This is a genomic window from Paramicrobacterium chengjingii (assembly GCF_011751765.2).
Classification (GTDB): Bacteria; Actinomycetota; Actinomycetes; order Actinomycetales; family Microbacteriaceae; genus Paramicrobacterium; species Paramicrobacterium chengjingii.
Map to the genome: position 1 here is coordinate 615,296 of NZ_CP061169.1, position 18,185 is coordinate 633,480.

Below are 18,185 nucleotides of genomic sequence, written 5' to 3' on the forward strand. Positions count from 1 at the left end.
GACCGGGCCGAGCGCACGCAGCAGCTTCATCGACGAGGGGACGAGAAACGGGTGGTGATCGCGGACGACGGCAAGACTCGAGCGGCGACCATCTTCGACGTCGCCCGGCTCGCTGGTGTGTCGCACCAGACGGTGTCGCGGGTGCTCAACGATTTGCCCAATGTTCGCGCGTCGACTCGGGAACGCGTCGAGAAGGCGATCGCCCAGCTGCGTTACACGCCATCGCAGGCGGCGCGCGCTCTCGTCACCCGACGTTCGCGCACCATCGGTCTCATTCAGACGGGGGGCCCAGACTATGGTCCGGCCACAACCCTTCTGCATTTCAATGAGGCGGCGCGAGAGGCACGCTATGCGGTGAGCATCGCCAGCATGCTCGAGGCGGATGCCGCTGCGCTGCGCTCTGCAGCGGAGCTGCTGCTGCGTCAGAATGTCGAGGCGATCGTGCTGATCGCGGCGACGGTGAAGGACATCGCCTCTCTCGCGCACGAGGAGCTTGGCGTTCCGCTCGTCGTCGTGGCTCCGCACGAAGAAGGAAACGCGGCGACCGTTGCCATCGATCACTACGCGGGAGCGCGTGCCGCCGTCGCGCACCTTGCTGAACTCGGTCATACAGAGATCAGGCATGTCGCCGGCCCGGAAGAATCGCTCGACGCGCGCGAGCGGATGCGTGGCTGGCGCGACGAACTCTCGGCGCGCGGCCTCGTGGCGACTGCGGTGCTCTCCGGTGATTGGTCGCCGAGCAGCGGTTACGAGCACGGCCGAACGCTGGGGGCATCCACGGCGACCGCCGCATTTGTGGCAAACGATCAGATGTCGCTTGGCGTCTTTCACGGGCTTCGCGATATGGGACTCACCGTTCCGCATGACTTCTCCGTCGTCGGGTACGACGATATTCCCGAGGCTGCACACCTGTCGCCGCCGCTCACGACGATGCGGCAGGACTTCGTGCGTCTTGGCGGCGACGTCATGGCTGCGGTGCTGGCTCAGCTGTCGGACGACGCTGTTGCGCCGCAGAGTGCGATTGTTCCGCAACTCATTGTGCGTGATTCCGCGGCGAAAGCTCGCCGACCGTAGCCTCGCCCCCGGTCAGGCGTGAACCCAGACCTCTGTTCCTGTCTGTGCAAAGTAGTACATGTCTTTTGCCGCGGCGATCGTCATGTTCACGCATCCGTGGCTCATCATGGCACCCGGGCCGAAGTTGTTGTGCCAATAGGTGCCGTGGAAGCCCTGGTCGCCGTTGAAGTATGTGATCCACGGTACGTCTTTGGTGCAGTAGTCGTACCCGGGCACACAGCCCATGTCTTGCGTTGTGAGCTGTCCGTAGACGGTGAAGTGCCCTTCATCCGTAGGTGTCGACGGTTTTCCGATGGCGACGGCATAGGTGGCGACGACTTTCTTGTTCTCGTACATGATCACCTTGCCGGCGCTCTTGTCGACCTCGACGCTGCGGAAGAGCTCGATCGTCTCGGCAGCATCCGTCGTTACTGCAAGCTGATAGTTGCCATTGCCCGAGGCGAGCTGCTCGGCAAACGCCGCTGCGATGCCGTCGGTGCTCTCAAGAGTCCAGCCGTCAGCGCCCTCCTGGATCGTGCGGAGATGGGTGCCGGCGGAGTTCGTCACAACCTTCTCGTCCACGGCGGCGCGGTTCACTTTCTCGGGGAGGCCTTCCACAACCTTCTCGATCGCTGCTTCGTCTGCGTAGACGTGAACGGCGTCATCGACGTTCTCGACGGTGAGCCACGATGCGACGGTGGCAGGCTTGACCCCAACGACCTTCTCGTCGTCAATGTAGAAGCCAGCGGACGTGAGCATTGTATTGAGCGCGTCGGCCTCTGTCTGGGCGATCGCGGTCGTAATGGGTGGCTGCACATCATCGAACGTGGCGCTGACGGCGATGTCGTCGCCGTTCACGCCTTTGCTGAGCACAGAGGAGAGCTCTGAGGCGAATGCCGTGAAGTCGAGGCCGGTGCCGACGACGGCGTCGACCGCCGAGTAGGCGACAGCTTTCGGGTCGTAGCTGATCGATGCGTTCTCAGGAATCGTGAAGACATCGGGAGCGGCGGAGCGCAGGGCGTCGAGCGCTTTGTCTGCATCCACGTTGATGGTCACCGGAACTGGGCCTGAATTCCAGGTGGAGATGTTCCAGAGCGGGCGTGAGTCGTGCGCTGCGCTGGCGATTGTCGTGGCATCAACGGTGAGCCCGAGTTCGGCACCAGTCAATGTCACGCTGTCAGAGTTGCCCGTGATGGTAATTTTGCTTGCGGCCAGCTGGTCCGAGACTGCCTCGGCGGCGAGGTCGGCGGTGTGCCAGCCGACGGTGGCCCCTGCGGCGCTCACACCGGGTGCGATCAGCAGAACCGAGCTCACGGCGGCTGCAGCGACGATGACTCCGCCGGGAATGCCGATGCCGAGCCCCAGGCGCAGCCCGCGGCGCTTACGCCGCGTCTTCGTTGCGTCATTGATCGACAGGGCAGTCGTGCCCTTTCCCGCCGATGTGCTCATTTTCTCCCCCAGAGGCGCGCAAAACGTGCGCGCTGCCGCCTTCCTATGATATGTGGCCATTCCTGGGAACATGGCATTTCTCGGTTACGAAGTGAAAACAATCGGTGAAATCGCTGGATGGCCCTCAGCGTCCGCAGCGCGAAGCTAATCGCAACATTTGGCCAAATGTAAAGATGCTTCGGAAACACGGAGTCATCTCGCAGAAACATTGCGACACATACCGTCACGGCCCGGAAAACTGACGTAGCTTCGAGCCATCGGAGGGCACAGAATGACGGCACGCAGCTTCCCGAGGGCAACGATCCTCGGCTATCCGCGCATCGGCCGAAGGCGAGAGCTCACCAAGGCGCTCGATGAGCGCTGGGCCGGGCGGCTCACCGCGCGCGAGTTCGACGCGACAGCGACGGCGATTCGGTCGTCGATCCGCGAACGCCTCGTCGGGCTGGGGCTTGGGCGCGACGACTCGTCGATCCCTGAATCGTTCTCTCTCTATGACCACGTGCTCGACGCTGCCGTCACGGTGGGAGCGATTCCCCGGCGTTTCGATGATGTGGTGAATGCGCGGGAAGACGAGAGTGGCGCTGCCTTCGCGCTCGCCCGCGGGCACGGCGATGCCTCGCCGCTCGCCATGACAAAATGGTTTGACACCAACTATCACCACCTCGTACCCGAGATCGGTCCTGACACTCGGTTCCGAGCGTCGAGTAATCGCCTCATAAGGGACTTCATCGAGGCACGAGCCTCGGGCTTCATCACGCGCCCGACGATCGTCGGCCCGGTCACCCTGCTCCTGCTCAGCAAAGCGGAAATCGACGCACCTGAAGGCTTTCTGCCGTTCTCACGCCTTGCCGACCTTGTTCCCGCGTATGCGCGGCTGCTTTCAGATCTGAGTCATGCTGGTGCAGAGTGGGTGCAGCTCGATGAGCCGGCGCTCGTCAGCGATGCCGTCGCGGACGACGCGGATCGCCTGCTCGCCGCTGTCGAGGCGGCGTACCGCGAGTTGGGAGCCGCCACAGAGAGGCCGCGCCTGTTTGTTTCGACAGCATACGGTGACATCGGCGGCGCTCTCGCTTCGCTCGCTGCAACGCCCGTCGAGGCAATTGGGCTCGACCTCGTGCATGGAACGATTCCGAGTCGCATCGACAGCGGCACACGTGCTCGCCTGGCAGACAAAGCTCTTGTCGCCGGCGTGATTGACGGGCGCTCGGTTTGGCGCGGGGACCTCGAGGCTGCCCTCACGACGGCTGCGGACGTGCGTCGCCTGACACGATCCGTCGCGGTCTCGACGTCGACGAGCCTCGTCCACGTTCCACACGACGTCTCGCTCGAGCAGCACCTCGAGCCCCGCCTCAGCACCTGGCTCTCGTTTGCAGACCAGAAGGTGCAGCAGGTCGGCGTCGTCGGACGCGGCCTCGCGAGCGGATCCTCGAGCGTGCGCGGCGAGCTCGACGCAGCATCCGCCGCGTTCTCAGACCGTCTCAATGCGCCGGGCGTGCGCAATCAGGCGGTACGGGCACGCGTTTCCCTTCTCGGCGCGAGGGACCGTTACCGTGTTTCTTGGAACCAGAGACGCGAAGTGCAAAAGCGTGAGCTCGCACTTCCACTGCTGCCGACGACGACGATCGGGTCATTTCCTCAAACCGACCGAATTCGGCGGGCCCGCACTCGTTATCTCGGTGGTTTCGACAGCGCAGAGACCTACGTGACGTTCATCAAGAACGAGATCGCCGACGTGATCGCCCTGCAAGAAGAGCTTGGTCTTGATGTTCTGGTGCACGGCGAACCCGAGCGCAACGATATGGTGCAGTACTTTGCGGAGAACCTCGAGGGGTTCGAGGTGACACTGCACGGGTGGGTGCAGTCATACGGCAGCTTATGCACACGCCCGCCGATCCTCTGGGGAGACGTGTCACGACTCGCACCTATCACCGTTGGCTGGTCGCGCTACGCACAAAGCCTCACGAGCAAACCAGTGAAGGGGATGCTGACGGGGCCCGTCACGATTCTCGCGTGGTCGTTCGTGCGCGACGATCAACCACTCAGCGATACCGCCGTGCAGCTTGCGCTGGCTCTTCGCGACGAGATCGCAGACCTTGAGGCCGCGGGAATCGGCATTATTCAAATCGATGAGCCTGCTCTGCGTGAGATGCTGCCGCTGCGCGGCGTCGATCACGAGCACTACGTTGCGTGGTCCGTTGGGGCGTTTCGACTGGCGACGGCGGCGGCGAAGCCCGAAACCCAGATTCACACGCACCTCTGCGCGTCGCACTTCGGTGTGGTGCTCGACGCGATCAAGGGGCTCGATGCCGATGTGACGAGCATCGAGTCGGCGCACAGCCGCATGGAGATTGTCGACGACATCGCGGCATCCGGATTCGACCACGATATTGGGCCCGGCATCTACGACATCCATTCGCCGCGCGTGCCGAGCGTCGACGAGGTGACGAAGCTGCTGGTCCGCGCGGCCGAAGTCGTCGACATCGACCGGCTCTGGGTGAACCCGGATTGCGGACTCAAGACCCGCGGATACCAGGAAGCGACAGCATCGCTTCGCAACGTACTCGAGGCTGCAACTCGGGTTCGTCAACGCGTCGTCGAGCAGCGGGCAGCGTCAGCCTCGGCGGGGTGACCGATAGCGCAAGGTCACTGCGGCTGGGCCGCGGCGCTCTCACGCAGCCACGTTCGCAGGGTCTCCGCCTCGGCTGGCAGCAGCGAGGGGTCGTCGTTCGGAACAAACTCGAGCAGCGCGTCGGTGATGCGGGGGAGGGATGCCGCGTGAGCGAACACACGCTGCCAGAGGTTACTCCGCTCGTGAAGGCGCAGGCGCTCGGCGACGGGCCACCACGAGAAGACGTGCAGCGTCGACACCCACGGTGCCACGACGTCGAGTTCGGCGAGAGCCGCATCATCTGCCGCCCCCTGCGTGGGTTGCCAGTACGACGAAAGCTGCGGGCGATCGACGCTCTCAAGCAGAGTCCGCGCAGAGTCTGCGGTGTCGGTGAGCGTTCGTCCGTGGTACTCCAGTGCAAGCTCGATGCCCCGAGACGAAGCCTGATCCACGGCATCCTGCAGTCGCGCAATGACGCGGGCGCGTTCCGTCTCGTCAGCATCCGCTGAGCCCACGGCGCCGGCCCACACGCGCACACGCGGCGCGCCGACAGTGCCCGCGGCATCGAGCAACGGTTCGATCGTCTCGTTGTCACCGCATCGGTAGTAGCCACCGAGTGACGCGACGGCGAGTCCCGCAGCGCGCGTGCGCTCGCCGATGTGCGCAGCCGCGGCGTCGTCGCCCAGCGTCACGTGCTCACCGTCACCCGTGCCCCACTCGATCGAGTCAAGCTCCGCTGCGACGGCGGCCTCGATGACGGCGTCTGCACTGAGCTGCCGAAATGTCACGGAACACAGCCCCGCGCGAATATACGGCGTCATACAGCTCCTCTTATCTTTTGCGGATTGCAGCCCTCGTGCCCAGCGTATGCAGGTGCGGAACGGTCCGGTGAAATTAGGGGCCAACTTTTGCTATCGATTACCGGCCGGAGATAGCAAAAGTTGGTCCCCGATTCGGGGGCGGGCCTGCTCGGTGTGGAGCAGTGGGAGCCACGACATCAGAGCGGCGTCAGGGCAGCTGCGGCGCCACGGCGGCGTCAAACGCGGTCGCCGTGCGAGCGGCCGCCGTCGCGGCATCCGTGTCCCAGATCTGCTGATTGAAGATCTCCACCTCGATGTCGCCTGTGTAGCCCGCGTCGAGAACGGCGCGCGTCATCGGTGCGAAGTCGATGACGCCGTCGCCAGGGTAGTGACGCGAGAGCAGTACGTCGGCAGGCAGTGGCGTCGCCCAGTCGCACACCTGATAGCTGGCGATGCGCCCGCCCGCCCCGGCGCGCGCAATCTGCGTGAGCACGTCGGGATCCCACCAGATGTGGAACGTATCGACAACGACGCCGACCGCCTCAGCGGGAAACTGCTCGGAGATGTCGAGCGCCTGTCCCAACGTCGAGACGACAGCCCGATCTGACACGTACATCGGGTGCAGCGGTTCAATGGCGAGCTGCACCCCTGTAGCAAGCGCATGGTCAACGAGCTCGGCAATCGCGTGGCCCACGCGTTCACGCGCACCGATAAGATCGCGAGACGCATCGGGCAGCCCTCCGGCCACCAGAACGAGAACCGCGCGCGAGCCTTCTGCACCGGCATCCGCCATGGCGGCAGTCTCGTCGATCGCCGCTTTGTTGTCGTCGATCGCACGGCGTCGCTCCGGTCCCTCGAGCGGGGTGAAGAATCCGCCGCGGCACATGCTCGAGACCCGCAGGCCCGAGTCACGGACGAGAGCCGTCGCGGCATCCATTCCCGTGTGCTGCACGGGCTCGCGCCAGAGCCCGATTGAGCGGTAACCGGCATCGCTGGTGACGCGCAGGGCGGTCGCCAGATCGGCGTACTTGATCGTCGCCTGGTTGAGCGAGAGTAGCGGATGCGTCATGCGGTGACTCCATTCACGGCGAGAAGATCGTTCCAGCGGGCTGCCGCGAGCTCCGGACGCTCGAGAGCACCCGAGTCGTTTGCTCGGCGGACGATCTCAGACAGGTGCGGCAGGCTGCGCGCCGAGTGCAGGCCGGCGACCATCGAGAAGGCGGCCTGGTGTCCATTGAGCCACGACATGAAGGCGACGCCCGTCTTGTAAAAGAAGGTGGGCGAGGCGAAAATCTGCTGAGAGAGGGCCTCGGTCGGGGTCAGGATGCTGCGATACCTCTCAACCTTCCCGTCGTCCAACGCCTGAATCGCAGCGGATGCCGAGGGCGCGACAGCCGCAAATGCACCCAGAAGCGCATCGGAGTGCCCCTGGTCGTCTCCGTCGATGAGCCGGGCGTAGTTGAAGTCGTCTCCCGTGAACATTGTGGTGTGCACCGGAAGGCGCCGTCGCACCGCGATCTCGGCGTCGGCATCGAGCAGGCTCATCTTCACTCCGGAGACGCGTCCGTCGCTCGCCTCGATAATGCGCAGAAGAGTGTCGGATGCTGGTTCCCAGCCGTTTGCTCCGAAGTAGCCGGCCAGCTGGGGATCGAATGCTTCGCCGAGCCAGTGCAGCACGACGGGCGTCGATGCTGCGGCGAGCACTTCGGAGTAGACGCGCTCGTAGTCGCTCGCGGACGTGGCTGTGCGCGCGAGGTGACGGCTGCACATGAGCACGACTCCGGCGCCGGCATCCTCCGTGAAGTGAAGCTGTTCCTTATATGCGTCGATGATCTGCTCGAGAGTGATCATCTCATCGTCGACGTGGTCGGTGTTCACACCGGCGACGAGCGCGCCGCCCACAGAACGCGCTTCGGCAGCGCTGCGCGTGATGAGCTCGCGTGTCGCGGCGGCATCCAGACCCATGTTTCTCTGGGCGGTGTCCATGGCGTCAGCGACGCCGAGTCCCCACGACCACACGTGGTGGCGAAAGGCGAGTGTGGCATCCCAGTCGATTTCGGCCGGTTGCCCCGGCGTATTGTCTGCCCAAGCGTGTGGAATCACATGTGCTGCCGCGTATGCGGTGCGCGAGGTGAGGGCGTGCTTCGGCTTGCGGTAATCGGGGGCGTCGTTCACGGGCACAGACGTGGTCGCGCCGGTGGTGTCGAGAAGCGTGAAGTCGGTCATTGTCGCGTCACAGGCTCACGGTCGGAAGCGTGATGCGCCTGCCCTCGGCAGAGCTCTTTAGTCCCTCTTCGGCGAGCAGTACACCGCGGGCGCCAGAGAGGAAGTCGAACTCATTGGGGGCATCCTCGAGCACATGGCGCAGAAACTCCTCCCACTGCACCTTGAAGCCATTCTCGAATTCGTCGTTGGACGGCACTTCGATCCAGTCGTCGTCGTAGTCGTGCGCGTCGGGGATATCTGGATTCCAGACGGGCTTCGGTGTCGCGTTGCGCGGCTGAATCTTGCACCCGAACAGGCCGACGACGGCGCTGCCATGTGTTCCGTCGACCTGAAATTCAACCAGCTCGTCGCGGTTGACGCGCGTGGTCCAGCTGGAGTTCAACTGCGCCGTGATGCCGCCGTCAAGCTCAAACACCGCGTAGGCGGCGTCGTCTGCGGTGGCCGTGTACCGGTCGCCATTCTCGTCAATGCGCTCGGCGATCTCTGTTGTGGCGTGTGCATAGACGGACTTCACCGTGCCGAACAGGTTCTCGAGTACGTAGTTCCAGTGGGGGAACATATCGATGATGATGCCGCCGCCGTCTTCCGAGCGGTAGTTCCAGCTCGGTCGCTGCGCTGGCTGCCAATCGCCTTCGAAGACCCAGTAGCCGAACTCGCCGCGCACCGAGAGTATCGATCCGAAGAAGCCGGAGTCGATGAGCCGCTTGAGCTTGCGCAGACCCGGAAGATAAAGCTTGTCGTGCACGACACCATTCTTGATGCCGGCGGCGTTTGCCAGCTGGGCAAGCTCAAGCGCATCGGCAAATGATTCTGCCGTCGGCTTCTCGGTGTAGATCGCCTTGCCCGCGGCAATCGCCTTCTTCAGAGCGGGCACGCGTGCCTTGGTGACGAGAAAATCGGCATAGATCTGCCATTTGTCGTCGTCGAGGGCAGCGTCGAGGTCAGTCGTGTAGTCGGCAATGTCGTGGCGCGTGGCGAGTTCGGCGAGCTTTGCCTCGCTTCGGCCGACCAGCAGAGGCTTCACCTGAACCCGAGAGCCGTCAGAGAGCAGCACGCCTCCCTGGTCGCGAATTGCGAGAATCGAGCGCAGCAGGTGCTGGCGGTAACCCATGCGCCCGGAGGCGCCGTTCATGATAATGCCGATCGTCTCTGACACGTGTCGCTCTTTCTGTCGGAAGCAAGTACGGGAAAGCGTTTACCCGAGTGTAGAGCAGAACCATCGCCGAGGCAATCGAGTGCCCGTTGCTATCGCGCGTTGGACGGTGCTCGATGGTGGTAGGCGGCGCGTGGGGCCGGGCTTCTACTCCGCGATTGCGCGCGTCGGAGTGCTCTCTCTGACGAGAACCGTGCCCATGACGGGCGTGGGATCTGCACCAGGTTCATCGCGCAGTGCAAGTTCGACGGCGCTGTGGCCGATGTTCTCGAGCGGAATCGCAACTGTCGTGAGCGGCGGCGTCACGTCGCGTGCCGTCGAAATGTCGTCGAAGCCCGCGACTCCCAGATCCGCCCCCGGAGTGATGCCGGCCTGTCGCAGCGCAGACATCGCTCCGACTGCCATGATGTCGCTCGCAGCGAAGATGAGGTCGATGCCTGTCAGATCGGATGCCGCGAGCTGCTCTCCTGCGTCGAAACCGCCGTCTCTCGTGAAGTCTCCGCGTGCTGTTCGCACAACGTCGCCACCGCCAGCGCGGAAACCCCGGGTAAATCCGGTCACGCGATCCGTTGATGTAATGAGCGTTTCGGGACCGGCGATTACCGCCGCCGTGCGATAACCGAGTGTGGCAAGACGTTCGCCGAGTGCGTGCGCCGCTTCGTCGTTGCCCAGTTGAACCGTTGAGAATGGGAGGGCGTTCTGACTGATGAAGACAACGCGGCCGCCAGACGAGCGAAAGGCCTCAAGTTCGGCCGTGAGTTCCGCGTCGCGGGTGGCATCTGAAAATCGCGATCCGGCAAGAATGATTGCGCGGGGGCGCTGCCCGCGCAGAGCACGCACCGTCGTGAGCTCGCGGTCGGCGTCGCGGCCGGTGACCGCCACGGTAACCACGAGCCCTGCCTCGTCTGCGGCGGCCATCGCCCCGGACGTGATCGCCGAGAAATACGGGTCGGCAATCTCGCCGACGAGCAGGCCGACGATGTTCGCGCGCCCCTTTGCCATGGCCTGAGCAGACAGATTCGGTGCGTAGCCGAGATGGGCGGCAGCAGCCATCACACGTTGCCGATAGGACTCGGCTACCTTGCGAGCACTTCCATTGAGCACGCGCGATGCCGTCGCAAGCGACACTCCGGCTTCGTCGGCCACATCATTCAGGGTGACGGGCGTTGATGACTCCACGACGACTCCTCGCGCGTCGGCGCGCCCATTGCGGCGCGGTGTTGGAGATGAGTGTACGGGTCAGTCCCGGTATCCGCCGCGAGCCATCGCTATGCTCGCTGCGATCCCGAGCACGCCGCCGACCAGCCCGATCAGACCAAGAATCGACCACAGCACGAGTTCAATCGACATCGCAACACCCTTTCAATCGTATTCTTCCATTGTGGCAGAGAAGCGTTGCTGGCTGCGCCTCAGCGTTGTTGGGCAACCGTCGTCGTCACCGTATGGAATACGTCGCTTGTGATCTCGACCCCGAGCCTTCTCAGTGCCAGCACGGCCGATCCGACGGCGCCATCAGAGACGCGCACGATTTCCGGCGTGATGTCGTGCTCGGCGAGGTGAGCTGCAAAGGCGTCAGCGAGCCGGCCCGACTGTGCCAGCACGCTTCCGCCGATGACCAGAGGGCCGGGAGACGTGTGCGCTGTCACAACCGAACGCGCGAGAAGTGTTCCTGCCTCATCGAGGATGCCTCTCGCGACGTCGTCACGCGATTCAGCAAAAGCAAGCGGTGCAAACTGGGCTAGCTCCACGGGGCGCAGTCCGTACAACTCAGTGATCAGCCGGGGGAGGGTTGCGGGCCTGCCCTGCACGTATGGCCCGTCGCTGCTCACTTTCAGCATGTCGAGCAGGCGTGGGGTCAGGGTGGTCGCCGGTCCACGACCGTCAATCTCAGCCATGACGGCGAGAGCAACGTGGTGGCCGATCCAGAAGCCGCTTCCGAGATCGCCGAGCAGCCACCCCAGCCCGTCGGTTGTGCTCGCGATCCGGCCATTCTCAACTCGGATCACAGCCGCACCCGTTCCGGACACAACGGCGTAGCCGAATGATGAAAATACACCGGAAAAATACGTTGCAAGAAGGTCGGATTCCCAGGAGAGCGTTCCGCTGAAGCCATGCGAGAGGAGCGGATCGCTGAGCCACTCGCCTGATTCACCCGCGCTGCTTCCGGCCATCGCGAGGACGATCTTGCCGACGTCGGCGAGCGTCGAATCCGCGCGCTTGAGGGCAGTCTCTGCGGCGGATATGACGGCGGCAGATGCCTTCTGTTTTCCTGATGAGATCGGGTTTCCGCCAGAACCCTGCGCATACCCGACGCATTCGCCTGCTGTCGTGACAACCGTCGCTCGTGTCGACGTGCCGCCAGCGTCAATGCCGATGTGAAGCATGTTCGTTACCTATTCGTGACGGGTGTCGAGTTGACGTTCGCGCGGAATAAGAATAGTTTTCATACAAATCTCCCAACGGCGAGCGGATTTTCATGAAGGCAATGGTGTCACAGGTTCCACACGGCGAAAACGGTATGACCGTTTCGAGCCGCGTGCAGGCAAGCCTGCCAGACATGCCCGCGGCTATGGTCAAGATCGCCGAGGTTCTGCTCGAAACCCCTTCTGCCCCGATCGAATTGTCGATTACAGAGCTCGCCGAAAGGGCAGGCACGTCCGCGGCGACGGTCACTCGCTTCTGTCGCGTCATCGGGTACTCCGGGTACACGCAATTTCGCGTTGGGGTGGCATCAGACATCGGTCGAGGCGACGCGCACGAATCATGGCGCGCCGATATCGGACGCGAGTTTCACCCGGAAGACACACCTCGCGAGGTGGTCCGCACTCTTCTCAACGAGCATGTGCGCGCGATCGAGACGACGGCGAGGCTCGTCGATCTTGACGATGTTCAGAGCGTTTCGCGCGCGATCGCCACGTGCCGGCACCTTGATATCTACGGAATCGGCGGAAGCGGGGTGATGGCAGAGGAACTTCAGGCGCGCCTCTATCGGATCGGCGTGAGCGCGCACTACTGGCAAGAGGTTCATGGCGGGCTCACGAGTGCCGCCCTTCAGACGAAGAATTCGGTAGCGATCGGTATCTCCAATTCCGGACGAACGGATGAGACCATCCAGATGCTGTCGCAGGCAGCATCCGCTGGCGCATTCACGATCGCCATCACACACGAGTCCACGTCACCGCTCGCCGATGTCGCCGACGTGACGATCGGCACAGCCGCACCCGACCCGTACTTGCAGCCCGACGACCTGTCGGCAAAGCACTCTCAGCTCATGGTGCTCGACCTGCTGTACCTGCTGGTTGCACAAGAGACCTTCGCCGACACGGCAACGCGGCTTGCGGCATCCGCCATGGCCGTATCTGGGCATCGCCGACCGCAGCGACCCAAACGAAAGAACGACAGACCGACACTTCGCATCAAGGAGCCCACCGAATGACCGTGACACCCACCGATTTTCTCGCCGAGGCGACAACGCGTCTCACGCAGCTGGCAGCGGATGCCGAAGCGGGAGGCCTTGACGACGCCATCGCGCTGATGGTCGACGCCATCAACGCGGGCGGAGTGGTGCAGGCGTTTGGAACCGGGCACTCTGAGGCGTTCGCCATGGAGATCGCCGGTCGCGCAGGGGGTCTCATTCCGACGAACAAGATCGCTTTGCGCGACGTCGCGCTGTACGGAAGCCGCAGTCCACAAGAACTCGTCGGCTCCGCACTTGAGCGCGAGACCTCCGTTGTCGACGAACTCTTCGACGTGTCGCTCACCGGTCCGAATGATGTCTTCATCATCGCGTCGAACTCGGGCGTCAACGGCTCTATCGTCGGCGTTGCCCTCAAGGCGAAGGAGCTCGGGCACCCCGTGATCGCGGTGACGAGCTTGCAGCACACCGCTGCTGTCGAGCCGAAGCACGCGAGCGGCAGTCGTCTCAGCGAAATCGCCGATGTGGTCATCGACAATCTTGCGCCGTACGGCGACGCGACACTCACGCTCAGCGAAGGTGTCAGCGCGGGCGCGATCTCGTCAATCACTGCAGCGTTCATCGCCCAGTTGCTGACGCTCGGCGTCGCCCAGAAACTCTCACAGTTGGGGGACGTTCCTCCGATGTACATCTCGGCAAACATCCCTGGAGGTGACGAGCACAACCATGCACTGGAGGATCTGTACCGCGATCGGATCCGCCGCAGCGCCTGAGCGCGCACTGCCGAGTCACAGCATACGTATTCGGCACATCAGACCCCGAACCACCCGATAAATTGGAAGGCAGACACTACGATGAACATCGAGAATGTCTCTGTAAATCGCAGGAACATCCTGCGGGGAGCGGTTGCAGCAGCGGTGCTGATCCCGTTCTCCACAACACTCGCCTCATGTGCAGCTGGAGGCGGCGGAGGAGGCGGAGGCGGCGCGAAAGGCGAGGTCTCAGCCGACAACCCGTTCGGCCTTGCTACTGACACGAAGATCGACGCCGTTGTCTTTGACGGCGGCTACGGCACTGACTATGCAGAGTTTGCCGCGAAGATTCTCGAGAAGAATCACGAAGGCGTGACGGCAAAGGTCTCGGCATCGACGCAGATCGGCCAAGAACTGCAGCCCCGCTTCGTCGGTGGAAACCCACCGGACCTCGTTGACAACTCCGGTGCAGGCAACATCGGCTTCAACACGATCCTCGACCAGCTCGAAGACCTCACCGACGTCATTGACGCGAATAACCTCGAGGGCGACAAAATCCGTGACACGCTCTATGGCGGCGTTATGGAGCCGGGCACCTTCGGGGACAAGTTCGCGGCTCTCAACTACGTGATGACCATTTATGGCCTGTGGTACTCGAAGAGCCTGTTCGACGAGAACGGCTGGGAGGCACCGACGACGTGGGCAGACCTCAAGGATCTCGGCGCCAAGGCGAAGGAGCAGGACAAATACCTGTTTCTCTGGGGCAAGGAAGCAGCTACCTACTACCAGACGCTCGCCATCGGCTCCGCGATCAAGCAGGGCGGAGACGAGGTGCGTCTGGCTCTCGAGAATCTCGAGGATGGGTGCTGGTCGAAGCCCGCTGTGCAGGATGTCTTCAACGCCATGAAAGAAATCATTGACGCCGGCTACATCAAGCCCGGTGGTTCGGGAACCCAATTCACGCAGGCCCAGTCTCAGTGGAGCCTCGACCAGTCGGCGATCCTCTACCCCTCGGGTTCGTGGATTGAGAACGAGATGAAGGACCAGACGAAGGATGGCTTCGACATGGTCGGTATCCCGGAGCCCAGCGTCGACGGCAACGGAAAGATGCCGGCCGAAGCGATCCACTCCGAAGCCGGTGAGCCGTTCATCGTGCCATCGCAGGGCAAGAACGTTGCCGGCGGCAAGGAGCTTCTGCGCGTCATGCTCTCGAAGGAGTCGGCAACGAACTTCGCAAAGGAAAAGCTCGCTCCGCCAATCGTCAGTGGTGTCGTTCCAGAAGATGGATTCGGCTCGACGGCACTCGTGTCGCAGACGAATATGCTGGATGCTGCGGGAGAAAACGTCTTCACGTTCCGGTTCGTCAACCTGTACGGCATGAACCAGGATCAGCTACCTATCTGGAACTCGTTCCTCGACGGAAAGATGTCCGTTGGTGACCTGACGAAGAAGCTGCAGGGTCTCACCGACAACATTCGCAACGACGATTCCGTCGACAAGATTGAAGTCAAGTGACCGCGGCCGGTGCTGACCCAGGGCGCGCGCTAGCCGCGACCATGGGCCCTTCGGGGAGCCTCATTCAGAAGGCTCCCCGAAGGCGCCGGCGTAAGCTCACGTTCGATTACGTGAGCTTCATGGCCGTCTTTCTCGGACTGCCGCTGGCGATTTTCCTGATCTTCGTGATCTCTCCCTTCGCCCAGGCCGTCTACTATTCGCTGACCGACTGGACAGGCTTTTCACCCGAGATGAATTTCATCGGGATCGACAACTACGTCAAGTTGTTCCAGAACTCGACGTTCATCACGTCGATGGGCAACAACATCCTGCTCGCCATCATCGTGCCGCTCGTCACATTGTCGATCGCTCTGCTATTCGCAACGCTCATCACGGTTGGTGGCCCAAGCCACGGTCAGGTGAGGGGCCTTGGTGCGTCGAGCTTCTACCGCGTCGTCTCGTTCTTTCCCTACGTGATCCCCGCGATCGTCATCGGCATCCTCTGGGCCCAGATCTACACGCCTTCAGGCTTGCTCAACGGCATCCTGACCTCACTCGGGATCGACTCGGCAGAAGGCTTCGCGTGGCTCGGTGACGAGCGCACGGCCATCTGGGCGACGATCTTCGTGATCGTCTGGGGGTTCGTCGGCTTCTACATGGTGCTCTTCATTGCGGCGATTAAGGGCATTCCCGCCGAGACGTTCGAAGCAGTGCGCATCGACGGTGCCGGGCGCTTCCGCACGGCGATCTCGATCACGATCCCGTTGATTCGCGACAACATCCAGACGGCATACATTTACGTCGGCATTATGGCGCTCGACGCCTTCGTCTATATGGCGGCGCTCAACCCGTTTGGCGGCCCGAGCAACACGACGCTCGTTATGTCGCAGTACCTGTTCCGCACGGCATTCACCAAAGGTCAGTTCGGTCAGGCGAGCGCTATGGGAGTTGTGCTCGCCGTGATCACTCTGCTGTTCGCCGCTGCGGTCTTCACGGTGAACCGTTTGACCGGGGGCAAAGACGACGGAGGTCGCTCATGAGCAACGAGACAGTTCAAATGGTCGGAGTTGAACCTGAAATCGCGCAGCGTCCAACGCGCAGGGTGAAAACGTCGGGAAGCGACAAGACCGTCGGAAGCATCTCGCACGCGATGCTGATTCTGTGGTCGGCGGTCGTCGTCCTTCCGCTGTTGTGGACATTCATGTCGTCGTTCAAGACGACGAAGGAGATCTTCGCGTCGCCCTTCGGGCTGCCGGCGACATGGGATCTGACCAACTACCTCTCTGCATGGAACCAGTACAGCTTCGGCCGGATGTTTGTCAATACCGTGATTGTCGTGGGATTCGCACTCGTGCTCGTCATGGTGCTCGGTGCAATGTGCGCGTACGTGCTCGCGAGATTCGCGTTTCCCGGCAGCCGAGCCATCTACTATCTGATGCTCGCCGGTCTGATGTTTCCCGTGTTCCTCGCGATTGTTCCGCTGTTTTTCATCCTGCGCAATATGGGGCTGCTGAATACGCTGCCTGGATTGATCATTACGTACGTGGCGTTTGCTTTGCCTTTCACCGTCTTCTTCCTGTTCGCGTTCTTCAAGACGCTGCCGGATGAGATTCAAGAGGCCGCATACGTTGATGGTGCGAGCGAATGGCGCACATTCTTCCAGGTGATGCTGCCGATGGCGAAGCCAGGCATGGCGTCCGTGGCGATCTTCAACTTTCTCGGATTGTGGAATCAGTTCATTCTGCCGATCGCGTTGAACACTGACCAGAGCAACTACGTGCTCTCGCAAGGTATGGCTGCCTTCGCGTCGTCGGCCGGTTACGCCGTCAACTTCGGAGCGTTGTTCGCTGCGGTCATTATTACCGTCGTCCCCGTGCTGATCATCTACGTGATCTTCCAGCGTCAGCTGCAGGGGTCCGTATCGCAGGGCACGATGAAGTAACAACCAGTTCTCAACGGCGCATCCGGCTCGATTCCCGGGGCGGATGCGCCGTTCGTGCGAGGTAGAGGGCCGCGTCACTGAGAGACGGGCCCAGGTAGCGCCAGAGCACAGCGATGAACGATCTTGGCTTGTGCCGCGATTGTCAGGGCAACAACAATCAGTACCTCAGCGAACGTGAAACCACAGCTGACTCCGGAAACGACGGCACAGATGCCTGTCCCAATTTTGACGACTGTCACTCCGGGCGATTCCCATCTTCGGATAAGGCTGCAGACGACCCACGTAGATCATCGCGATCGTTGACGAGGTATTTGTGCCGCTCATCTTCGCCAGGTAGGCGCTGATACGCTAGGACGTCCGTGCCGGAATCAGAGGAGGTGTTACCCGTGAACAAATTGACGTTGGTGCTCCTCCGAGGAGTCACGGTCGGGCGATAGGTCGTCCGGGAGTGCCGCATATTTACAGCACTCCCGAAAGGTACGACCATGCACTTTATCTCTGAACAGTTTCTCGACGAGGGCATCACCGAGCGTGAGTTCACTCTCGGTGATTTTTCCGGTATCTTGTGGACGCCAGCGGCAGCGTCCTCGTCTACGCCAGTTCCACTCATTCTGATTGGCCAGCCCGGCGGATTTGGGATCAGGCGGATGTATCCCCGTCTGGTTGCACGAGCGCTCAGCGCCGCAGCGCACGGCTTCGCTGCGATCTCCATAGAGCTGCCCGGGGCGGGCACTCGCACCCCGCTGCCCGATGTGGAGCAGGCTCGAGCAGACCTCAGCCGCGCAGTCTCCGCCGGCGACCAGCCCGGAGCGGACGTTATCGACCGTTTGATCCTTTCGCTCGTCGATCAGGCGGTGCCCGAGTGGCAGATCACCCTCGACGAGGTCCTCGACCGCCCTGAGATCGGCGAGAAGGTCGGATACTCGGGCGGAGTGATCGCGATTGGCACACGCCTCGCCGCGATCGACTCACGTATCGCGGCAGCCGGACTCTTCGCTGGCAGTTACGTGCCGCGCGCCACAATCGAAGAGGCGCGCCAGATCACCATCCCGCTGCACGTTCTCCTCCAGTGGGATGACGAGGGGAATGACCGAGGAATGGCTCTCGATCTCTTCGATGCCTTCGCATCGACCGAGAAGACGCTCTGCGCCAACATGGGTGGCCACACGGGCGTCCCGCACTTTGCGGGTGAGGATGCCGCTCGCTTCTTCGCACGCCATCTGGGCTCAAGTGTTGGCTGAGAGGATGCCGGTTCGGTGAGGAATTGCTCTAACTCCGAACGTGACGTTCAGA

The 18,185-nt window shown here is 62.5% G+C and carries 15 protein-coding genes; 8 read left to right on the forward strand and 7 right to left on the reverse strand.

The features are described from left to right. The first annotated feature begins 54 nt into the window (after positions 1-54). Complete coding sequence (locus HCR76_RS03100) at positions 55-1,074, forward strand: LacI family DNA-binding transcriptional regulator (protein WP_244971471.1); 1,020 nt, start codon at positions 55-57, stop codon at positions 1,072-1,074. A gap of 12 nt (positions 1,075-1,086) precedes the next feature. On the opposite strand, the gene HCR76_RS03105 is transcribed toward HCR76_RS03100, so the two are convergent. Further along, positions 1,087-2,502, reverse strand: coding sequence for a L,D-transpeptidase family protein (locus tag HCR76_RS03105; RefSeq protein ID WP_166984787.1), 1,416 nt, complete (start codon positions 2,500-2,502; stop codon positions 1,087-1,089). 271 nt (positions 2,503-2,773) lie between these two features. On the opposite strand from HCR76_RS03105, the gene metE reads away from it, so the two are divergent. Further along, positions 2,774-5,131 (forward strand): 5-methyltetrahydropteroyltriglutamate--homocysteine S-methyltransferase, encoded by a 2,358-nt coding sequence (gene metE, locus HCR76_RS03110; RefSeq protein WP_166984785.1) that lies wholly within the window; start codon positions 2,774-2,776, stop codon positions 5,129-5,131. Positions 5,132-5,145: 14 nt separating this feature from the next. Here the strand turns inward: metE and HCR76_RS03115 are convergent, their stop codons facing one another. The 6 genes from HCR76_RS03115 to HCR76_RS03140 all read right to left on the reverse strand — a co-directional run bounded on the left by HCR76_RS03115 (position 5,146) and on the right by HCR76_RS03140 (position 11,673). Then, a complete protein-coding gene (locus HCR76_RS03115; RefSeq protein ID WP_166984783.1) occupies positions 5,146-5,931 on the reverse strand; it encodes a sugar phosphate isomerase/epimerase family protein in 786 nt (261 codons plus the stop codon). A gap of 187 nt (positions 5,932-6,118) precedes the next feature. Further along, a complete protein-coding gene (locus HCR76_RS03120; protein WP_166984781.1) occupies positions 6,119-6,979 on the reverse strand; it encodes a sugar phosphate isomerase/epimerase family protein in 861 nt (286 codons plus the stop codon). Beyond that, positions 6,976-8,136: a DUF993 family protein gene (locus HCR76_RS03125; protein WP_166984779.1), complete on the reverse strand. Its 1,161-nt coding sequence runs from the start codon at positions 8,134-8,136 to the stop codon at positions 6,976-6,978. Before HCR76_RS03125 ends, HCR76_RS03120 begins: the two co-directional genes overlap by 4 nt. Before the next feature lie 7 nt (positions 8,137-8,143). Next, positions 8,144-9,268, reverse strand: a complete 1,125-nt coding sequence (locus tag HCR76_RS03130; protein ID WP_166987917.1) for a Gfo/Idh/MocA family protein — start codon at positions 9,266-9,268, stop codon at positions 8,144-8,146. Between the two features lie 168 nt (positions 9,269-9,436). Beyond that, complete coding sequence (locus HCR76_RS03135; RefSeq protein WP_166984777.1) at positions 9,437-10,468, reverse strand: LacI family DNA-binding transcriptional regulator; 1,032 nt, start codon at positions 10,466-10,468, stop codon at positions 9,437-9,439. A 230-nt stretch (positions 10,469-10,698) separates the two neighbouring features. Beyond that, entirely contained in the window at positions 10,699-11,673 is a 975-nt protein-coding gene (locus HCR76_RS03140; protein WP_166984775.1) for an N-acetylglucosamine kinase, read from the reverse strand. A 134-nt stretch (positions 11,674-11,807) separates the two neighbouring features. On the opposite strand from HCR76_RS03140, the gene HCR76_RS03145 reads away from it, so the two are divergent. The 6 genes from HCR76_RS03145 to HCR76_RS03170 all read left to right on the forward strand — a co-directional run bounded on the left by HCR76_RS03145 (position 11,808) and on the right by HCR76_RS03170 (position 18,133). Further along, positions 11,808-12,725, forward strand: coding sequence for a MurR/RpiR family transcriptional regulator (locus tag HCR76_RS03145; RefSeq protein WP_235934347.1), 918 nt, complete (start codon positions 11,808-11,810; stop codon positions 12,723-12,725). After that, the gene (locus HCR76_RS03150) at positions 12,722-13,477 is read left to right on the forward strand and encodes a sugar isomerase domain-containing protein (protein WP_166984773.1); all 756 of its coding nucleotides are present in this window, start codon (positions 12,722-12,724) and stop codon (positions 13,475-13,477) included. The genes HCR76_RS03145 and HCR76_RS03150 overlap by 4 nt, the downstream gene beginning before the upstream one ends. A gap of 81 nt (positions 13,478-13,558) precedes the next feature. Beyond that, entirely contained in the window at positions 13,559-14,971 is a 1,413-nt protein-coding gene (gene ngcE, locus HCR76_RS03155) for an N-acetylglucosamine/diacetylchitobiose ABC transporter substrate-binding protein (protein ID WP_166984771.1), read from the forward strand. A 41-nt stretch (positions 14,972-15,012) separates the two neighbouring features. Beyond that, positions 15,013-15,990, forward strand: coding sequence for a carbohydrate ABC transporter permease (locus HCR76_RS03160; protein ID WP_166987911.1), 978 nt, complete (start codon positions 15,013-15,015; stop codon positions 15,988-15,990). A 17-nt stretch (positions 15,991-16,007) separates the two neighbouring features. Next, positions 16,008-16,892 carry a carbohydrate ABC transporter permease gene (locus tag HCR76_RS03165; RefSeq protein ID WP_166987908.1) on the forward strand — a complete coding sequence of 295 codons (885 nt, stop codon included), beginning with the start codon at positions 16,008-16,010 and terminating at the stop codon, positions 16,890-16,892. A gap of 485 nt (positions 16,893-17,377) precedes the next feature. Beyond that, on the forward strand, positions 17,378-18,133 hold the full coding sequence (locus HCR76_RS03170) for a dienelactone hydrolase family protein (RefSeq protein WP_166984770.1): 756 nt from the start codon (positions 17,378-17,380) through the stop codon (positions 18,131-18,133). Positions 18,134-18,185 lie beyond the last annotated feature (52 nt).